Source organism: Wansuia hejianensis (assembly GCF_014337215.1).
GTDB classification, from domain to species: domain Bacteria; phylum Bacillota; class Clostridia; order Lachnospirales; family Lachnospiraceae; genus Scatomonas; species Scatomonas hejianensis.
Map to the genome: position 1 here is coordinate 3,686,135 of NZ_CP060635.1, position 16,250 is coordinate 3,702,384.

The following is a 16,250-nucleotide window of genomic DNA, read 5'->3' on the forward strand; positions in this document are numbered from 1 at the left end:
AGAAATGGCAGTATATCGTCTGGCGGACCTATTGGTCCGTGTGGAAGGCGCAGGTAAATATACGAGCCGTATGCTGAGCGGATATCAGGTTGAAGCGGCTCCATGCCGCAGGCCTGATATTTTTGTTTCTGTAACCCGGGATATGGTGGAAAGAGAACGTCAGATAGAGGGCGGGTTTTTTGACGATAATTATCTGGAGTGCATGGCGGTATACAGGGCGTTCTGCGAGAAGGCTCTGTGCTGTGATGTGCTCTTTTTTCATGCGTCCGCTGTGGCTCTGGATGGAGAAGCCTATCTGTTCACCGGGCCTTCAGGCATTGGGAAATCCACCCATGCGAGAATGTGGAGGGAGGCTTTTGGAAAAGAAGCTGTCATGATTAATGATGACAAGCCTCTGCTGCGTTTCTGGCCGGACGGGGTCTATGCGTATGGAACGCCCTGGGACGGGAAACACCACCTGAATACAGATATCCGCCTAAAAGTTAAAGCAATATGTATCCTGGAACAGGCTGCAGAGAATGAGATAGAGAAAGTCAGCTTCAGTGAGGCCCATGATGTTATTCTGGAACAGTCTTTTCATGCCTGCTGCTGGGAACACAAGCAGGCTGTGAAACAGATGGTCAGTCTATTGCTGAACCGTCTGTCCGTGTACCGGCTGAAATGTAACATATCCACGCAGGCGGCATGGACTGCCTATTGGGGAATGGAGAAATAATTATGGACGTACAAAAGAAGAAACTGGATTCGATCCTGAAAACGCTGGATCAGAGATATGGGACGGAAAAAGAAGGTTTTCTGCATGAAGAAGAATGGCAGCTTCTGGCGGCTATCATGCTCAGCGCACAGAGCACGGATAAACAGGTTGACGAGGCGCTGCCTGGATTGTTCAGCCGTTTTAAAAAAGCGGAGGATGTGGCGGAGGCTTCTCAGGAGGAGATTGAAGGCTACATACGCTCAGTGGGATTATATAAGAATAAGGCTAAGAATCTGAAAAAGTGCTGCAGCCAGATTGTGCATGAATTCGGCGGACAGGTTCCTGACAGTATCGGTGAGCTTCTGAAGCTGGCCGGGGTGGGGCGGAAGACCGCTACACTGTACCTGGCCGATGCCTACGGGATACCGGGAGTGACTGTGGATACCCACGTGTTCCGAATATCCAGGCGGCTGGGCTGGGCGAAGGGTAAGAATCCTGCAGAAGTAGAACTGGAGCTGCAGAAGGTTCTGCCGACAGACCATTGGAACCGAATTAATTTTCAGCTGATTTACCTGGGACGGGAGATATGCACCTCAAGGAAAGCGAAATGCGAACTCTGCCCGCTTGCCGAATGGTGCCCGAAAATAGACCCACAGGGCACCCCGTAACTCATGTTCCTAACAGCTTAAGCACCTGTTCTGGTTTATCGTTCAGAATCAGCTCTTCGGGATAATTCATTTCCTGCACCATAGCTCTGGCATAGGTGAAGTCTCCGATGTGGGCGGTTCCGTGGCTGTCACTGGACAAGAGTACAGGCACCCGGTTGCGGAGGCAGCCCTCCAGCAGCATCCGGTTGTTTGCCCGGGTATCGCCCCGATAGCCTTCCGGTGACAGGGAGGAATTGTTGATTTCCATAACGATTCCATATTCCCGTGCTGCGGCTGTCAGCTCGTCATAATCGACAGGATATTTTACATCGTCGCAATGGCCGATCATCCGCACGGCAGGGTGTTTCATGGCCTGGATGTAAGCCAGCGTATTGGCGGTCTGCCCTCCGGGCCGGAGATTTGGCCGATGCATGCTGGCAATGGCGTAGTCCAGGCCCTCAAGAATCTCATCTTCCAGATCCAGGTTCCCGGAGAAATCTGTGATATTCAGCTCCACTCCATAGCAGACCCGTATGCCGCAGCGTTTCCTGGGCGCGTGGGCAAGACTCCGGAAATACGACGGAGTGCCCGCCCCGAGAGTGCCCGGACCGTGATCTGTAATTCCAAGCAGTGTCAATCCCTTTTCGTGAGCTTTTTTAGCCATATCAGCGATGGTGCAGGAAGTACCATGGCCGCTGGCAATCGTATGGGTATGCATGTCACACAGATACATGTGGATGCTCCTTTCTCATCAGGTTATATATCGGTATTTTCACAGAATACGGCGGCTCTTGGAAACCGGCAGTGAAACAAACATTGTGCAGATGGGAAATACCGTTTTTAATATTTAAGGACCTAAATTCTGTATAACAGTATGGAACAGGAAGGGGTATTTGTCAAGTGTGTGGGTTCCCGGACGAAAAACAGCGGGAATTTTAACTATTTACCTACACCGGCCCATTTGAGTCAAATCACAATTGCTTTTATGATTGATATGTGGTATCATTCAATTAGCATATATTTCTAATATTCTTTACGGTTGTATTGCGCAACTGCTCTTACTTTCATCTGCAGATCGCAGGCTAAGAAATCTCTATGCGATTTTCCAATGACAGGCAAGAGGATTCTGAGTGTGAAGTGAGGGTCCTCCGGCGAGTTTAACTGAATATGGAGGGCACAGAATGAAGAAGTTTAAGGTAGCTGCTTTTGACGCCGAGGTGTACCAGGCATTAAGTGATCCGGTGGTTTTTTACTACGGAGAAGAGCAGGATTGGGATGGGCCGGTCAGGATACATGAAATGCTGGATTTTCCAGAAGAAATAGAACCGTGGATACCGTGTATTCCAGATTATAAAATCAATCTGGTCAGTAGCAGGACGGTGGACAAGGAGAATTTTCAGACGGGCCTCAGGGAGGTGTTTGAGCTGCTTGGGGTCATGGGGGACAGAGAGAAGCTGGAAAGGCAGAAGGGAAAGCGGAAGCTTCACTTGAATTCCTGGAAGGTATGGGCACCATTCCCGCGGAACTGCGCAGCCGAATACTGGCGGAGAGAGACACAGAGGTGCTGGGTTGTTGGCTGCGGAAGGCGGCAAGGATAAAAAATATTGAAGAATTTGTGTTGAAATAACAGCTGTAACTATACCCCCGTCCCCCAGGTACATGTATTCGGGGACGGGGTTTTGATTTTTTTTCTAAAAGCCACAGAAAAACAAGGCCTAAATCCGGATAAAACAACAAAAAACAAAGATCATAACTGTTGTTTCTTGTTGACATGGAAGGCGTGACAGAGTATAATGTAAGTGATGCTAATAGTGGGCTGGTTGGATTGCAGAACAGTGCAGGCTGTTTCTCTGCCTGTCAGGCCATGTATTACAGGATACTCTGGAATATACGAAAGGGAGGCCAGAAAAATGGCATTTTCAGATAACACTCTCCCGGAGACTAAACAGAGAATTGTACAGGAACTGGTTCCTGGCAAACAGATTTCTCTGGCTCATATTATAGCGAATCCGGATAAGATTATGTACACGAAGCTGGGACTGGACCCATCTATTGATTATGCCAAGTCGGCGATCGGGATTATGACGGTAAGCCCGGCAGAGACGGCAATTATCATGGGAGATCTGGCAATTAAATCTTCCGGAGTTGACATTGGATTTGTGGACCGGTTTTCAGGAAGCCTGATCGTGACCGGTACGGTGTCGGAGGTGGAAGCTTCCACCAGGGCGATTTTAGATTACGTAGGCGGAACGCTGGGGTTTGCCGTCTGCCCGATCACCCGTACATAACGGCATGAAGAAAATTGTACTGATGGGCCGCAGCGAGGCGGGCAAGACAACACTGACCCAGGCCCTGAAGGGGGAGAAGATCCAGTATCACAAGACCCAGTATGTGAATAATTTCGACGTGATCATAGATACCCCCGGCGAATATGCCCAGACCAAGAATCTGGGACATGCCCTCGCTCTCTATACGTATGAGGCAGATGTTGTTGGGCTTCTGGTATCGGCCATCGAGCCGTATTGTCTGTATCCGCCCTGCATTACCAACATGTGCAACCGGGAAGTGATCGGGATCGTGACTAAGATCCATCACCCGGAGGCGGATGTGGCAAGGGCTGAAGGCTGGCTGCGGCTGGCCGGCTGCAAGACAGTTTTTTATGTGGATTCAAAGACGGGAGAAGGCGTCGCCGAGATCCTGGAACATCTCAGAGAGCCTGGAGATATCCTGCCTTGGGAAAAAACAACAAATCCAACATGAAAAAGCCAAAAAACAACACAAAACAACATGGTACTATTGACTTTATGCCCTAGTACAGGTATAATGTCAACAGAATAAAAACAAAAACCAAAGCATTTCAAGGAGGAAATGAGAACATGGTAAACGAATTTGAAATTAAGAAACAAATTTGCGACATCGGCAAGAGGATCTACGACCGTAACATGGTTGCGGCAAACGACGGCAACATTTCCGTTAAGCTGAATGACAACGAGTTTCTTTGTACCCCCACAGGTGTTTCCAAGGGCTTCATGACCCCGGAATATATCTGCAAGGTTGACGCTAAAGGAAATGTAATCCAGGCTAACGCAGGATTTAAACCTTCATCTGAGATTAAGATGCATATGAGAGTCTATGAGAAGAGACCGGACGTAGGATCTGTTGTACATGCCCATCCGGTATATGCGACCAGCTTCGCAATCGCTGGTATTCCTCTGACTCAGCCGATCATGCCGGAAGCTGTTATCGCACTGGGCTGTGTTCCGATTGCTGAGTACGGCACTCCGTCTACCATGGAGATTCCGGATGCGGTGGAAAAATATCTTCCGTATTTTGACGCGGTTCTTCTGGAAAGCCATGGCGCTCTTACATACTCCACAGATCTGCTTTCTGCATATATGAAGATGGAATCCGTTGAATTCTACGCACAGCTGCTGTATCAGTCAAAGCTTCTCGGAGGCCCGAAGGAATTCGACAAAGAACAGGTTGCCAAGCTGTATGAGATCAGAAGAAAAATGGGACTTCCGGGTAAACATCCGGCGAACCTGTGCCAGAACAAGGGCGAAATGAACTGCCATAACTGCGGCGGAAGCTGTACCTGCGATGCGCCGAAGGCAAACACCAGTGCAGATGCGGATCTGGTAGCATCTGTTACCAAACAGGTTATGGAACAGCTGGGACTGAAATAGAAGCAAATCATAAAGGGAGGTAATTATCGTGCCAATTAGTGAGAGCATGGTAAAAGACATCGTACAGGAAGTAATGGCCAAAATGCAGTTAGCCGATGCTCCCAGCGGAAAACTGGGAATCTTCAAAGACATGAATGAAGCAATTGAAGCTGCAAAGAAGGCACAGAAAGTTGTACGCAACATGTCTCTGGATCAGAGAGAAAAAATCATTTCCGTTATCCGCCGGAAAACCCGCGAGAACGCGGAGCTGTTAGCCCGCCTCGCTGTGGATGAGACCGGTATGGGGAATGTGGGGCATAAGATTCTGAAGAATCATCTGGTTGCAGATAAGACTCCGGGAACCGAAGACTTACATACAACCGCATGGTCAGGTGACCGCGGACTGACACTGATCGAGATGGGGCCGTTTGGCGTGATCGGAGCGATCACTCCCTGCACGAATCCCCAGGAAACTGTCATCTGCAACACGATCGGTATGCTGGCGGGAGGGAATACAGTGGTATTCAATCCTCATCCCCAGGCGATTAAGACCTCTATTTTCGCAATCAATATGCTGAACGAGGCTTCGCTGGAAGCCGGCGGTCCGGCGAATATTGCGGTTACCGTAGAGAACCCGACTCTGGATACAAGCGCGATTATGATGAAACACAAGGATATCCACCTGATCGCCGCGACCGGAGGCCCGGGAGTTGTTACGGCTGTCCTTTCTTCAGGAAAGCGCGGAATCGGTGCGGGAGCCGGCAATCCGCCGGCATTGGTTGACGAGACAGCAGATATCCGCAAGGCGGCTGAGGACATCGTGAACGGATGTACTTTTGACAATAACCTTCCCTGCATCGCGGAGAAAGAGGTTGTTGCAGTCAGCCCGGTCGTAGACGAGCTGATGCACTACATGGTGACAGAGCAGGGCTGCTACCTGGCTTCTCCGGAGGAGCAGGACAAGCTGACCGCTGTTGTCATGAAGGGCGGCAAGCTGAACAGAAAATGCGTAGGCCGTGATGCCAAGACGCTTCTCGGAATGATCGGCGTAACAGTTCCTGACAATATCCGCTGTATTATTTTTGAAGGACCGAAGGAGCATCCGCTGATCACAACAGAGCTGATGATGCCGATCCTGGGTATTGTACGCGCGAAGGATTTTGACGATGCGGTAGAGCAGGCCGTTTGGCTGGAGCATGGCAACCGCCACTCCGCTCACATTCACTCTAAGAATGTGGACCGCATCACAAAATATGCGAGAGAAATTGACACAGCAATCCTGGTAAAGAACGGACCTTCCTATTCTGCCCTCGGTTTTGGCGGCGAAGGCTTCTGCACCTTTACGATTGCCAGCAGAACGGGTGAGGGCCTGACCAGCGCGCAGTCATTTACAAAGAGAAGACGCTGCGTAATGGTTGACAGCCTGTGTATCCGATAGGCAGGAGGTAAACAGAAAAATGGATATGAATTCAGCAAATATTGAAGAAATTGTAAAACAGGTTCTGGCCGGAATGTCAGGTAACGCATCAGCAGCAGCTTCTGCTCCCGCGGCTTCCGGTTCCATTCCCAAGACCGCACACGTCGCCATGCTGACCGCACTGGAACACTATGATATCAAAGAATTCCCGATTCCGGAGGTTGGCGATGATGATATTCTCGTGAAAGTAGAAGGCTGCGGAGTCTGCGGCACTGACGCTCACGAGTTCAAGAGAGATCCCTTCGGACTGATCCCGGTAGCCCTCGGACATGAAGGCACGGGAGAGATCGTAAAGATGGGAAAGAATGTTAAGAAAGACAGCGCCGGAAAAGATGTGAAGGTCGGTGATAAGGTTGTAACCTGTATGATTTTCAGAGATGATCCGGACATCACAATGTTCGATATGAACAAACAGAATGTTGGCGCCGCGGATGTATACGGGCTGCTTCCTGATGATGACGTTCATCTGAACGGATGGTTCTCTGATTACATTTTCATCCGCAAAGGCTCCACGTTCTTCAATGTAAGCGATCTGGATCTGAAATCCAGAATCCTGATTGAGCCCTGTGCAGTGCTGATCCACGCAGTAGAGCGTGCCAAAACCACAGGAATCCTCCGGTTCAACAGCCGCGTAGTAGTACAGGGCTGCGGACCGATCGGACTGATCTGCATAGCGGTTCTCCGGACCATGGGCATTGAAAATATTGTAGCGGTTGACGGAAATGCACAGCGCCTGGAATTTGCTAAGAAGATGGGCGCAGATAAATCCGTGAACTTCATGGAGCACAAAGGAATCGACGCTCTTGCAGCGGCTGTAAAAGACACCTTTGACGGACATCTGGCAGATTTTGCGTTCCAGTGCACCGGTTCTCCGGTTGCACATGCCAACATCTATCATTTCATCCGCAATGGCGGCGGCCTGTGCGAGCTGGGCTTCTTCATCAACGGTGGAGATGCGACCATCAATCCGCACTTTGACCTCTGCTCCAAAGAGATCAATCTGGTAGGAAGCTGGGTATACACTCTGAGAGATTATGCGACTACCTTTGATTTCCTGAAGCGGGCGAAAGCAATTGGACTTCCTATGGATGAGCTGATCACTCATACTTATCCGCTGGAAGAAATCAATGAAGCACATCAGACCAACCTGGCACAGAAGGGTCTGAAGATTGCGATCATCAATAAATAAATGCTGATTCGGTAAGGAGCGAGAGATAATGGCACAAGCCGTAGGAATTCTGGAGGTTTTCGGCCTGACAGCAGCTTTTGTAGCCGCAGACGCGGGCTGTAAAGCGGCAAATGTTACGCTGGAAGTCTTCGATAAAAACAAACCTGCACATGCAGATGAGCTGCCGGTACCGCTGCTGGTTACCATCAAATACCGCGGAAGCGTGGCAGACGTTACGGCTGCGGTCGAAGCCGGTATCGAAGCGGCAAATACAATCAGCGGCGTGGTAACCTATTATGTGATTCCGAACCCGGATGATCCCGGTGTGGAAAAAATGCTGAAGATCAGCGCACTGGATAAATTTTAGTATATCTATTTTATTAGGAGGAAAATTAAAATGGCACAGGAAGCATTAGGAATGGTAGAAACAAGAGGTCTGACTGCAGCAATCGAGGCGGCAGATGCTATGACCAAGGCAGCAGAGGTATCTCTGATCGGCACTGAGAAGATCGGTTCCGGACTGGTAACTGTAATGGTACGCGGCGATGTAGGTGCAGTGAAAGCGGCAGTAGAGAGCGGAAGCGCTGCAGCCTCCAGACTGGGCGAGCTGGTAGCGACTCATGTAATCCCGAGACCTCACAATGATGTTGAGAAGATTCTGCCCCACAATTTAGATTAATCAGAGGAGCTAATGATCCATGGGAAACGCGTATGGCTTTGTTGAAATTACAGGTGTAGTAGCTGCAATGGATGCCGTGGATATCATGGGAAAAGCAGCAGACGTCCATCTGGCGTCCTGGGAGAGGAAGCTGGGCGGGAGACTTGTGACCCTGATTATTGAGGGGGATGTATCTTCCGTAAAGACGGCTGTGGATGCGGCAGTGGCCAGGGCAATTAAAAAACCTGTATGTCATGCGGTCATTGCAAATCCTCATGAGGAAATAGTTAAAATGGTTCAATTAAGCGCGAGCAGATGGAGAACAGTGGGGGATTACGCATGGCGGAAATAAAAAAGACCAAAGTCGGTAATACCGGAAAAAATGAAGAAATCAAAGAACCTGCAAAGGCATCTGCAATAGAACCTGCAGAAAAACCTGCGGAAACTGTAAAAGCAGCAGTAAAAGTTCAGGAAGAGGCTCCGGCAGCGCCGGCGGCTCAGATGGAACCGGAAGCTGCCGGGAAGAATGCAGGAACGGCAGAAAAAGCAGCAAAAACAAGTCCGGCCAGAACAGCCGAGAAGACGGCTGAGGCTGAAAAGACAACCACTCATAAGGAGGAAAGAAGAATGACACAGGAAGCATTAGGAATGGTAGAAACCAGAGGTTTAGTAGCAGCGATTGAAGCGGCAGATGCTATGTGCAAGGCTGCCAATGTAGTGCTGATCGGCACCGAGAAGATCGGTTCCGGACTGGTAACAGTTATGGTACGCGGCGATGTGGGCGCGGTTAAATCTTCCGTTGAAGCAGGCGCCAACAACGCATCCAGACTGGGTGAGCTGGTAGCAACTCATGTAATTCCGAGACCGCACTCTGATGTAGAAATGATTCTTCCGAAGCTGAAATAATAACCGGATTTGATACCGGGCAAAAGCCTGCATGACCTCCGGTCCTGCAGGCTGCTGTCCGGTTAATTAATTATTTCTGCAGAAAGAGGTGTCGATTTGGATACAAATAATATTGAACTGATTACCAAACTGGTAGTCGAAGCGATCAATAAGAGTGAGACTTCCAAACATGGGTTTCTCGTTCCGGTCGGCGTATCTGCAAGGCACGTCCATCTGACACAGGAGCATGTGGAAGTGCTGTTCGGACCAGGCTATCAGCTGACGAAGAAGAAAGACCTGATGGGAGGCCAGTTTGCTTCTAATGAGCAGGTGACTCTGGTGGGACTGAAGCTGCGCGCGATTGAGAATGTCCGCATTTTAGGGCCGGTCAGAAAAGCTTCTCAGGTAGAAGTATCTGCAACAGATGCCCTGAAGCTGGGAATCAAAGCCCCGGTCCGTGAATCGGGAGATATTGCGGGAAGCGCCCCGATTGCGCTGGTAGGTCCTAAAGGTGCGCTTTATCTGAAAGAAGGATGTATTATAGCAATGCGCCATATACACATGTCTCCTCAGGATGCGATGGCTGCAGGAGTGAATAACGGAGATGTGGTTTCTGTAAAGGCGGACAACGAGCGGGGGACTGTGTTTAATCACGTAAAGATCCGCGTGGACGACAGCTTTACGCTGGAGATGCATATCGATACGGATGAAGCGAATGCGGCTAAGATAGCACAGGGCGACACGGTAACGATTTTGAAATGATAATTGTCAGAAGGAGGAAGGCGCTGCCGGGATGGATATGTCTGGGCAGCCGTTCCGCCTGTATGACTGATATGGAGGAGAATATGATAGCAGGAAAGGTTGTAGGAAGCCTGGTTTCTACGAGAAAAAGCGAGAAGTTAATCGGTAACAAGTTTATGATTGTAGAGCCCTTGCGTCATATGCAGGCGGATACACGCCAGATTATTGCCATTGATAATATCGGCGCAGGCATCGGAGAATATGTGATTGTCGCCCAGGGCAGCGCTGCCCGGATCGGCTGTGACATGGAGGAGGCGCCGGTGGATGCGGCTATCGTCGGAATTATAGATGACGGCGGCATTCTGGAAAAAGATGATGCGGGAATGGAGTAAAGGCATGGATATCAAAGAGTTGCAGAAAATTGTGCAGGAGAGTGGTGTAGTCGGTGCCGGCGGCGCCGGATTCCCGACTTATGTAAAAATTGACGAGCGTGCCAACACTATTCTGTTAAACTGTGCGGAGTGTGAACCTCTGTTGAAGCTTCACAGGCAGCTGATGGAGAAGCATGCCTATGAGATCATGAAAACCTTTCATATGGTCGCGGAGACCGTAGGTGCAAAGGAAGCGATTATTGGAATTAAACGCTCATATACGAAAGCAGTCAAAGCTCTGGAGCAGTACATCGGGGAATTTCCCGAGATGCGTATAGCACTGCTGCAGGAAGTATATCCGATGGGCGATGAAGTGGTATTGATCTACGAGGCAACCGGAAGGGTTGTGAGACCGGGAGGGCTTCCCATAGAGGAGGGTGTCGCGGTATTCAATGTAGAGACCATGTATAATATATACAATGCTGTAGAGAATCAGAAGCCGGTGACCAGCAAGCTGGTATCAGTAGTTGCTGAAGTGGAGAAGCCGGTAACGGTGAGGGTGCCTCTGGGCTGTACCATTGAAGATGTGGTGAACCTGGCCGGCGGCACGACGGTAAAAGATCCTGTCTATTTTGTGGGCGGGCCCATGATGGGATTTATCGGAAGCGGCTCTCAGCAGATTACAAAGACGACAAATGCAGTATTGGTCCTGCCAAAGGATCACAATATTGTGATGAAGAAGCAGAGAAAAGCTTCGATAGATTTGAAACGGGCGGCGTCTATCTGCTGCCAGTGTGAGACTTGTACGGATCTGTGCCCGCGCCATGCGCTGGGGCATCCGATTACGCCCCACCTGTTCATGCGTTCTGCATCCAATAAGGATTTCCAGGATCTGAACCCGTTTTTACATACGATGTTCTGTTCCTCCTGCGGAGTGTGTGAGATGTACGCATGTCCCCAGGATCTGGCTCCCCGCTCCCTGATGGCGGATTATAAAGGGGGACTGAGGAAAAATGGCATCAAGCCGCCTCAGGCGGAGGCCAAACCGGTTGAAGCGGCCAGGGAATACCGGAAGGTTCCGGAGGAGCGCCTGATGGCGCGGCTGGGTCTGACGAAATATGATAAAGATGCCCCTCTCGACGATCAGGTAGTGAAGATGAAAGCTGTGAAAGTGCTGTTAAGTCAGCATATCGGCGCGCCGGCAGTACCTGTTGTGAAGGCGGGCGATACTGTGGCAGAGGGGCAGCTGATTGCGCAGCCTGCCAAAGGCCTGAGCGTCGGCATACATGCCTCGATCTCCGGACGGGTCAATGAAGTCACCGATAAGTACATCGGAATCGTGTGCAAGTAGAAAGGACGTGTACTGTTATGAGTAAAGCAATCGGAATGATTGAATTTAAAACTGTGGCGACTGGCATTACAGCAGCGGACACCATGGTAAAAACTTCGGAAGTTGAAATAGTAGAGGCACAGACAGTCTGTCCTGGAAAATATATTGCCATAATATCAGGAGACCTGAGCGCGGTAAAGGCGGCGGTCGAGGCTGCCAGCACAAAATACGAGCATCAGTTGATCGATAATTTTGTACTGGGCAATCCCCATGAGTCCATTTTTCCGGCAATCTACGGTTCGACCCAGGTAGAGGCTGTGAGTGCGCTGGGTATTCTGGAGACGTATGATGCCGCAGCTATTATCGAGGCGGCAGATATCGCCGCCAAAACTGCGATTGTAGATCTGATAGAGCTGCGTATCGCAAAGGGCATGTGCGGCAAATCCTATATGCTGTTAACCGGAGAGGTTTCTGCTGTGGAAGCTGCCATTGAGAAGGCGAAGAATCTGACAGGACGGAAAGGAATGTTCCTGGATTCTTCCGTAATTGCCCATCCGGACGATAAAATGATACGCGCAATTTTGTAAATACTTATTGAACATTCAGCAGGGAGGTTGTCGAATGCTGGCACTGGAACGGCGTAATTTAATATTAGAGAAGCTTCAGGATGAGAAAAGAGTCGTTGTGAGTGAGTTGAGCCAGCTCTACAGTGTATCCGAAGAGACAATCCGAAGAGATCTTGAGAAACTGGAACAGGACGGTTTTGCCACGAAAAGCTATGGCGGAGCTGTTTTGAATGAAAATGTGGGTATTGATATGCCCCTGAATATCAGGAGCAAAAAGAATGTGGCCGCAAAACAGAAAATGGCGGAGATTGCCGCTTCACTGATTCACGACGGCGATCATATCATGCTGGACGCCAGTTCAACGGATCTGTTCATCGCGAAAGCGATTAAAAATAAGCAAAGGCTGACTGTAATCACGAATTCTATAGAGATAGTATTAGAGCTTTCGGAAGTGCCGGGTTTTAACATTATTTCTACGGGGGGAAGCCTGAAGGAAGGATACCTGGCGCTGTTGGGACCCCAGACGGAAGAAGCGATCAGTTCCTACTATGCGGATAAAGCATTTGTTTCCTGCAAGGGCCTGAATTATGAGCATGGTATTATGGACTCGCTGGAATTGTTCACATCCGTGAAAAAGGTAATCATGGCGTCGGCGGCTAAATGTTATCTGATTATAGACAGCACGAAATTTGACAAGACCGCATTTACCAGGGCCGGAAATATCGACCAGATAGCCGCGGTCATTACAGATATGAAGCCGGATGAAAGATGGCTGGAGCTTTTTAAAAAGAAAGGCATCGAGTGCCATTATCCGAAGGCGTGTCCGCAGAACACAGTGTGAGGCATGCCCGGCGGGGATACTCTGCGAATATGCTTTTGCAACAGTGATAGCGGAAAAAGGGACTGTTTGTTACATGTTTTGCAGGAGATGAGGTCATATATGGAGACATTTGGAATTAAGACACAAATACATTTTGGGGAAGGTTCGCTGAAACGCCTTGCTGATATGCCATATAAGAGAGTTTTGATTATCACAGATCCTTTTGTAGTGGAAAGCGGCATGCTTCAGTTAATTACAGGCCCTTTGGAAAGCGGCAATGCCCAATATGAAGTCTATTCCAATGTAGTGCCGGATGCTCCGATCGATAAGATTGCAGACGGTGTCAGGAAATTCTTGGCATACAGGCCTGAAGCTGTGTTAGCGGTAGGCGGAGGATCGGCCATTGATTCTTCCAAGGCAATCCGGGAATTTGCGTCAAAGCTGGAAAACATCGGAGAGGTGGCTTTGATCGCCATACCGACCACAAGCGGAACGGGTTCAGAGGTAACCTCCTTCGCAGTCGTGAATGATGCGGAAGCACAGATAAAATATCCGCTTGTATCTGAACGGCTGACTGCTGAGGAAGCGATTCTGGATGCAGAACTGGTGATGAGCGTGCCGCCTGCAGTTACTGCCGACACGGGGATGGATGCTTTTACACATGCGCTGGAAGCGTATGTCAGCACAGCTCATAATGAGTTTTCAGCGGCTCTGGCAGAAAAGGCTGTTGAGATCTGCGGCGTATTCCTTATGCGGGCTTATCTGGATGGGAATGATAAGCATGCCCGTCAGAAGATGCACGTGGCCTCCTGCATGGCCGGGCTGGCGTTCAATTCAGCGGGACTGGGCATCACACACAGTATGGCACATCAGCTGGGAGCGGTATTCCATATCCCTCACGGGAGAGCCAATGCGATGCTGTTGCCACATATTATTGAATTTAATTCTGACATTAATATCCGCAGCCGGAGTAAAAAGGAATATCCGCCGGTTGTAAAACGATATGCAAATATCGCCCATATATTGGGATTGAGCAATTATAATAAAGTCATGAGTGTTCGTTCGCTGGTAAACTGGGTACAATTCATGCAGAAAGAGATGAATATACCTCTTTCCGTGGAGGAGATTGGGACAGTGCAGAAGGACCTGTATTTTGCCTCTATTGAAAAAATGGCGGATGCGGCGTTGAAGGATGCCTGTACCACCACCAATCCCAGAGTGCCGACGAAGAACGAGATCATGATGATCTATGCTAAACTTTGGTCATTTTAATTTTAATCCCTAATAAAATGGAGAACCTCCCTGGTTTTATTACGATCCGGGGAGGTTTTTTCATGTTCGTATAAGTTTTATAAAATATTTTATAAAAAGTCATTTGAAAAACAAAACCCTTATGTTATAATAAGCTTACATTGTGGAACAGAAAAGCTGTTCCCCGGCCCCGTCAGGGGCATGAGTTGTGGTATACTCTGGAGTATACATTGTGGAACAGCAAAGCTGTTCCTCCGCCCGTTAGGGCATGCATTACGGTGTGCCCTGTGGGTATACATTGTGGAACAGAAAAGCTGTTCCCCGGCCCCGTCAGGGGCATGAGTTGCGGTATACTCTGGAGTATACATTGTGGAACAGAAAAGCTGTTCCCCGGCCCCGTTAAGGGCATGAGTTACGGTGTGCCCTGTAGGTATTACATTGTTGTACAGCATAAGCTGTTTCCACGCCCGAGGCATGAGCCAGAGGATATTCGGGAGTATAATTGACGGGTGAATACTGTTTCTTTGCTATCAAAGGCAGTAAGATAATTATAACAAATTTTTACGGATGGATGAATAAAGGAGAGAAAATGAAGCGGGCAAGCACGATGGAGGTTAAACGTCAGAACAGAAATAACGTTTACAGGATTATTTATCAGAAAGGAAAGATATCAAAACAGGAGATTGCGAACAAATTAAATCTGAGTCTGCCTACTGTGGCACAAAATCTGACGGAACTGTTCGAGAAAGGCCTGATTTATGAAAATGGGAGTTTTGATTCTACCGGTGGACGAAAGGCCAAGGGGATTTCCTGCAATATGGATGCTAAGACAGCCATTGGGCTTGACATAACAAGAAATCACATCAGTGGGGTATTGGTCAACCTGTTGGGTGAGGTACTCTATTCCATTAGAACCCGGCTGCATTTTGAGGATAACCGTAAGTATTATGAGGAGCTTCGGAGTCTGGTAGACCGCATAATAGAAGAGGGCAGGGCCGATCCATATACGATTCTGGGAATCGGTATTAGTATGCCCGGTATTATCGGCGCCGATCATAAGACGATTACCTATGCGCCCGTCGTGGAGACGACGACGCTGTTTGAAGATCTGAAGGGCTATCTCCCATATCCCTATGCCATTATCAACGACGCAAAGGCCGGAGGCTTTGCGGAGCTTTGGCATTCTCCTCATGCGGAAAACATGGTGTACCTGTCTCTCAGCAACAGCGTTGGCGGCGCCGTTCTGATGAATAATGAGCTTTACTACGGGGACCAGCGCCTGAGTGGTGAAATAGGGCACATGACGCTGGAAATTGACGGAAAGCCTTGTTACTGCGGCAAAAAGGGGTGCATGGATCCATACTGTAATGCACAGGTATTATCGCGGAGGACAGGCGGCGACCTGAAGAAGTTCTTTGAACTCTTAGATAAAGGGGACAAAGACTGCCGGCAGGAATGGGAAACCTATTTAAAATATTTATCTGTAGCCATCAATAATCTGAGAAACTGCCTGGATTGTGAAGTAATACTGGGAGGCTATGTGGGAAGCTATATGGACAGCCACATAGACGAGCTGAGACAAATGGTGATAAAGAGGAGCACCTTCACTACAGACGGGAAATTTGTGCAGAGCTGCGCATTTAAATTCGAATCCTCCGCCGTAGGAGCAGGACTCTATTATATTGATGAATATATAAAATGTATCTGACAAAGTGAAAATAAAATGGAAAATGAAAGGCATCGTAATTAATGGGATTATGGTGCTTTTTTAATGTTCAGGTAATCAAATAACTACGGTTTTCTGGCTGTTCCAGTCGGTACAGTGCTCTCGCCAGGGGAGGAACCCCGATGGTCTCGGACGGTAAATTTCGGAATTTAATAAAGAAATACTGGCTCCACCAGGCCACAATCAGCCAGTGCTTACTGTCTGTAACCATACCGATGACACTTTCGGAGAACCTGGGTGATCTAAAACGC

Annotated in this window: 20 protein-coding genes; 19 read left to right on the forward strand and 1 reads right to left on the reverse strand. The window is 49.0% G+C overall.

Features of this window, described 5'->3' with window-relative positions; genetic code table 11:
* The first annotated feature begins 4 nt into the window (after positions 1 to 4).
* Together H9Q79_RS16915 and nth are read left to right on the forward strand one after the other, a co-directional pair.
* On the forward strand, positions 5 to 715 hold the full coding sequence (locus tag H9Q79_RS16915) for a hypothetical protein (RefSeq protein WP_249328777.1): 711 nt from the start codon (positions 5 to 7) through the stop codon (positions 713 to 715).
* A gap of 2 nt (positions 716 to 717) precedes the next feature.
* On the forward strand, positions 718 to 1,362 hold the full coding sequence (nth, locus tag H9Q79_RS16920) for an endonuclease III (protein WP_249328778.1): 645 nt from the start codon (positions 718 to 720) through the stop codon (positions 1,360 to 1,362).
* A gap of 1 nt (position 1,363) precedes the next feature.
* On the opposite strand, the gene H9Q79_RS16925 is transcribed toward nth, so the two are convergent.
* A complete protein-coding gene (locus H9Q79_RS16925) occupies positions 1,364 to 2,074 on the reverse strand; it encodes a phosphatase (protein ID WP_118646675.1) in 711 nt (236 codons plus the stop codon).
* Positions 2,075 to 2,522: 448 nt separating this feature from the next.
* Between H9Q79_RS16925 and H9Q79_RS16930 the strand changes: the two genes are divergently transcribed.
* From H9Q79_RS16930 to H9Q79_RS17010, 17 genes are all read left to right on the forward strand, one after another.
* Positions 2,523 to 2,939: a hypothetical protein gene (locus H9Q79_RS16930; RefSeq protein WP_118646677.1), complete on the forward strand. Its 417-nt coding sequence runs from the start codon at positions 2,523 to 2,525 to the stop codon at positions 2,937 to 2,939.
* Between the two features lie 312 nt (positions 2,940 to 3,251).
* The gene (locus H9Q79_RS16935; protein ID WP_118646679.1) at positions 3,252 to 3,629 is read left to right on the forward strand and encodes a BMC domain-containing protein; all 378 of its coding nucleotides are present in this window, start codon (positions 3,252 to 3,254) and stop codon (positions 3,627 to 3,629) included.
* 4 nt (positions 3,630 to 3,633) lie between these two features.
* Positions 3,634 to 4,101 carry a EutP/PduV family microcompartment system protein gene (locus H9Q79_RS16940; RefSeq protein WP_118646681.1) on the forward strand — a complete coding sequence of 156 codons (468 nt, stop codon included), beginning with the start codon at positions 3,634 to 3,636 and terminating at the stop codon, positions 4,099 to 4,101.
* Between the two features lie 116 nt (positions 4,102 to 4,217).
* Positions 4,218 to 5,027 carry a class II aldolase/adducin family protein gene (locus H9Q79_RS16945; protein WP_118646683.1) on the forward strand — a complete coding sequence of 270 codons (810 nt, stop codon included), beginning with the start codon at positions 4,218 to 4,220 and terminating at the stop codon, positions 5,025 to 5,027.
* A gap of 46 nt (positions 5,028 to 5,073) precedes the next feature.
* Complete coding sequence (locus tag H9Q79_RS16950; protein ID WP_408646483.1) at positions 5,074 to 6,444, forward strand: aldehyde dehydrogenase family protein; 1,371 nt, start codon at positions 5,074 to 5,076, stop codon at positions 6,442 to 6,444.
* Between the two features lie 19 nt (positions 6,445 to 6,463).
* A complete protein-coding gene (locus H9Q79_RS16955; RefSeq protein ID WP_118646687.1) occupies positions 6,464 to 7,672 on the forward strand; it encodes a zinc-binding dehydrogenase in 1,209 nt (402 codons plus the stop codon).
* Positions 7,673 to 7,700: 28 nt separating this feature from the next.
* Positions 7,701 to 8,018, forward strand: coding sequence for a BMC domain-containing protein (locus tag H9Q79_RS16960; protein WP_118646689.1), 318 nt, complete (start codon positions 7,701 to 7,703; stop codon positions 8,016 to 8,018).
* Between the two features lie 30 nt (positions 8,019 to 8,048).
* On the forward strand, positions 8,049 to 8,330 hold the full coding sequence (locus H9Q79_RS16965; RefSeq protein WP_118646691.1) for a BMC domain-containing protein: 282 nt from the start codon (positions 8,049 to 8,051) through the stop codon (positions 8,328 to 8,330).
* A 19-nt stretch (positions 8,331 to 8,349) separates the two neighbouring features.
* Positions 8,350 to 8,661, forward strand: coding sequence for a BMC domain-containing protein (locus H9Q79_RS16970; RefSeq protein ID WP_118646693.1), 312 nt, complete (start codon positions 8,350 to 8,352; stop codon positions 8,659 to 8,661).
* Positions 8,662 to 8,936: 275 nt separating this feature from the next.
* The gene (locus H9Q79_RS16975) at positions 8,937 to 9,215 is read left to right on the forward strand and encodes a BMC domain-containing protein (protein ID WP_249329739.1); all 279 of its coding nucleotides are present in this window, start codon (positions 8,937 to 8,939) and stop codon (positions 9,213 to 9,215) included.
* Positions 9,216 to 9,311: 96 nt separating this feature from the next.
* Positions 9,312 to 9,956 (forward strand): phosphate propanoyltransferase, encoded by a 645-nt coding sequence (pduL, locus tag H9Q79_RS16980; protein ID WP_118646695.1) that lies wholly within the window; start codon positions 9,312 to 9,314, stop codon positions 9,954 to 9,956.
* Between the two features lie 83 nt (positions 9,957 to 10,039).
* Complete coding sequence (locus H9Q79_RS16985) at positions 10,040 to 10,327, forward strand: EutN/CcmL family microcompartment protein (protein ID WP_118646697.1); 288 nt, start codon at positions 10,040 to 10,042, stop codon at positions 10,325 to 10,327.
* A 4-nt stretch (positions 10,328 to 10,331) separates the two neighbouring features.
* Entirely contained in the window at positions 10,332 to 11,657 is a 1,326-nt protein-coding gene (locus H9Q79_RS16990) for a 4Fe-4S dicluster domain-containing protein (RefSeq protein WP_118646765.1), read from the forward strand.
* A gap of 17 nt (positions 11,658 to 11,674) precedes the next feature.
* Positions 11,675 to 12,223: a BMC domain-containing protein gene (locus H9Q79_RS16995; protein ID WP_118646699.1), complete on the forward strand. Its 549-nt coding sequence runs from the start codon at positions 11,675 to 11,677 to the stop codon at positions 12,221 to 12,223.
* A 34-nt stretch (positions 12,224 to 12,257) separates the two neighbouring features.
* Positions 12,258 to 13,043 (forward strand): DeoR/GlpR family DNA-binding transcription regulator, encoded by a 786-nt coding sequence (locus H9Q79_RS17000; protein WP_249328779.1) that lies wholly within the window; start codon positions 12,258 to 12,260, stop codon positions 13,041 to 13,043.
* 99 nt (positions 13,044 to 13,142) lie between these two features.
* A complete protein-coding gene (locus H9Q79_RS17005) occupies positions 13,143 to 14,294 on the forward strand; it encodes a 1-propanol dehydrogenase PduQ (RefSeq protein WP_118646703.1) in 1,152 nt (383 codons plus the stop codon).
* 568 nt (positions 14,295 to 14,862) lie between these two features.
* The gene (locus H9Q79_RS17010; RefSeq protein ID WP_249328780.1) at positions 14,863 to 15,981 is read left to right on the forward strand and encodes an ROK family transcriptional regulator; all 1,119 of its coding nucleotides are present in this window, start codon (positions 14,863 to 14,865) and stop codon (positions 15,979 to 15,981) included.
* Positions 15,982 to 16,250 lie beyond the last annotated feature (269 nt).

Bases quoted from the DNA above. Each gene is read 5' to 3' on its own strand.
- H9Q79_RS16915 (WP_249328777.1), top strand. From the start codon at position 5: ATGGCAGTATATCGTCTGGCGGACCTATTGGTCCGTGTGGAAGGCGCA.
- nth (WP_249328778.1), top strand. From the start codon at position 718: ATGGACGTACAAAAGAAGAAACTGGATTCGATCCTGAAAACGCTGGAT.
- H9Q79_RS16925 (WP_118646675.1), bottom strand. From the start codon at position 2,074: ATGTATCTGTGTGACATGCATACCCATACGATTGCCAGCGGCCATGGT.
- H9Q79_RS16930 (WP_118646677.1), top strand. From the start codon at position 2,523: ATGAAGAAGTTTAAGGTAGCTGCTTTTGACGCCGAGGTGTACCAGGCA.
- H9Q79_RS16935 (WP_118646679.1), top strand. From the start codon at position 3,252: ATGGCATTTTCAGATAACACTCTCCCGGAGACTAAACAGAGAATTGTA.
- H9Q79_RS16940 (WP_118646681.1), top strand. From the start codon at position 3,634: ATGAAGAAAATTGTACTGATGGGCCGCAGCGAGGCGGGCAAGACAACA.
- H9Q79_RS16945 (WP_118646683.1), top strand. From the start codon at position 4,218: ATGGTAAACGAATTTGAAATTAAGAAACAAATTTGCGACATCGGCAAG.
- H9Q79_RS16950 (WP_408646483.1), top strand. From the start codon at position 5,074: ATGGTAAAAGACATCGTACAGGAAGTAATGGCCAAAATGCAGTTAGCC.
- H9Q79_RS16955 (WP_118646687.1), top strand. From the start codon at position 6,464: ATGGATATGAATTCAGCAAATATTGAAGAAATTGTAAAACAGGTTCTG.
- H9Q79_RS16960 (WP_118646689.1), top strand. From the start codon at position 7,701: ATGGCACAAGCCGTAGGAATTCTGGAGGTTTTCGGCCTGACAGCAGCT.
- H9Q79_RS16965 (WP_118646691.1), top strand. From the start codon at position 8,049: ATGGCACAGGAAGCATTAGGAATGGTAGAAACAAGAGGTCTGACTGCA.
- H9Q79_RS16970 (WP_118646693.1), top strand. From the start codon at position 8,350: ATGGGAAACGCGTATGGCTTTGTTGAAATTACAGGTGTAGTAGCTGCA.
- H9Q79_RS16975 (WP_249329739.1), top strand. From the start codon at position 8,937: ATGACACAGGAAGCATTAGGAATGGTAGAAACCAGAGGTTTAGTAGCA.
- H9Q79_RS16985 (WP_118646697.1), top strand. From the start codon at position 10,040: ATGATAGCAGGAAAGGTTGTAGGAAGCCTGGTTTCTACGAGAAAAAGC.
- H9Q79_RS16990 (WP_118646765.1), top strand. From the start codon at position 10,332: ATGGATATCAAAGAGTTGCAGAAAATTGTGCAGGAGAGTGGTGTAGTC.
- H9Q79_RS16995 (WP_118646699.1), top strand. From the start codon at position 11,675: ATGAGTAAAGCAATCGGAATGATTGAATTTAAAACTGTGGCGACTGGC.
- H9Q79_RS17000 (WP_249328779.1), top strand. From the start codon at position 12,258: ATGCTGGCACTGGAACGGCGTAATTTAATATTAGAGAAGCTTCAGGAT.
- H9Q79_RS17005 (WP_118646703.1), top strand. From the start codon at position 13,143: ATGGAGACATTTGGAATTAAGACACAAATACATTTTGGGGAAGGTTCG.
- H9Q79_RS17010 (WP_249328780.1), top strand. From the start codon at position 14,863: ATGAAGCGGGCAAGCACGATGGAGGTTAAACGTCAGAACAGAAATAAC.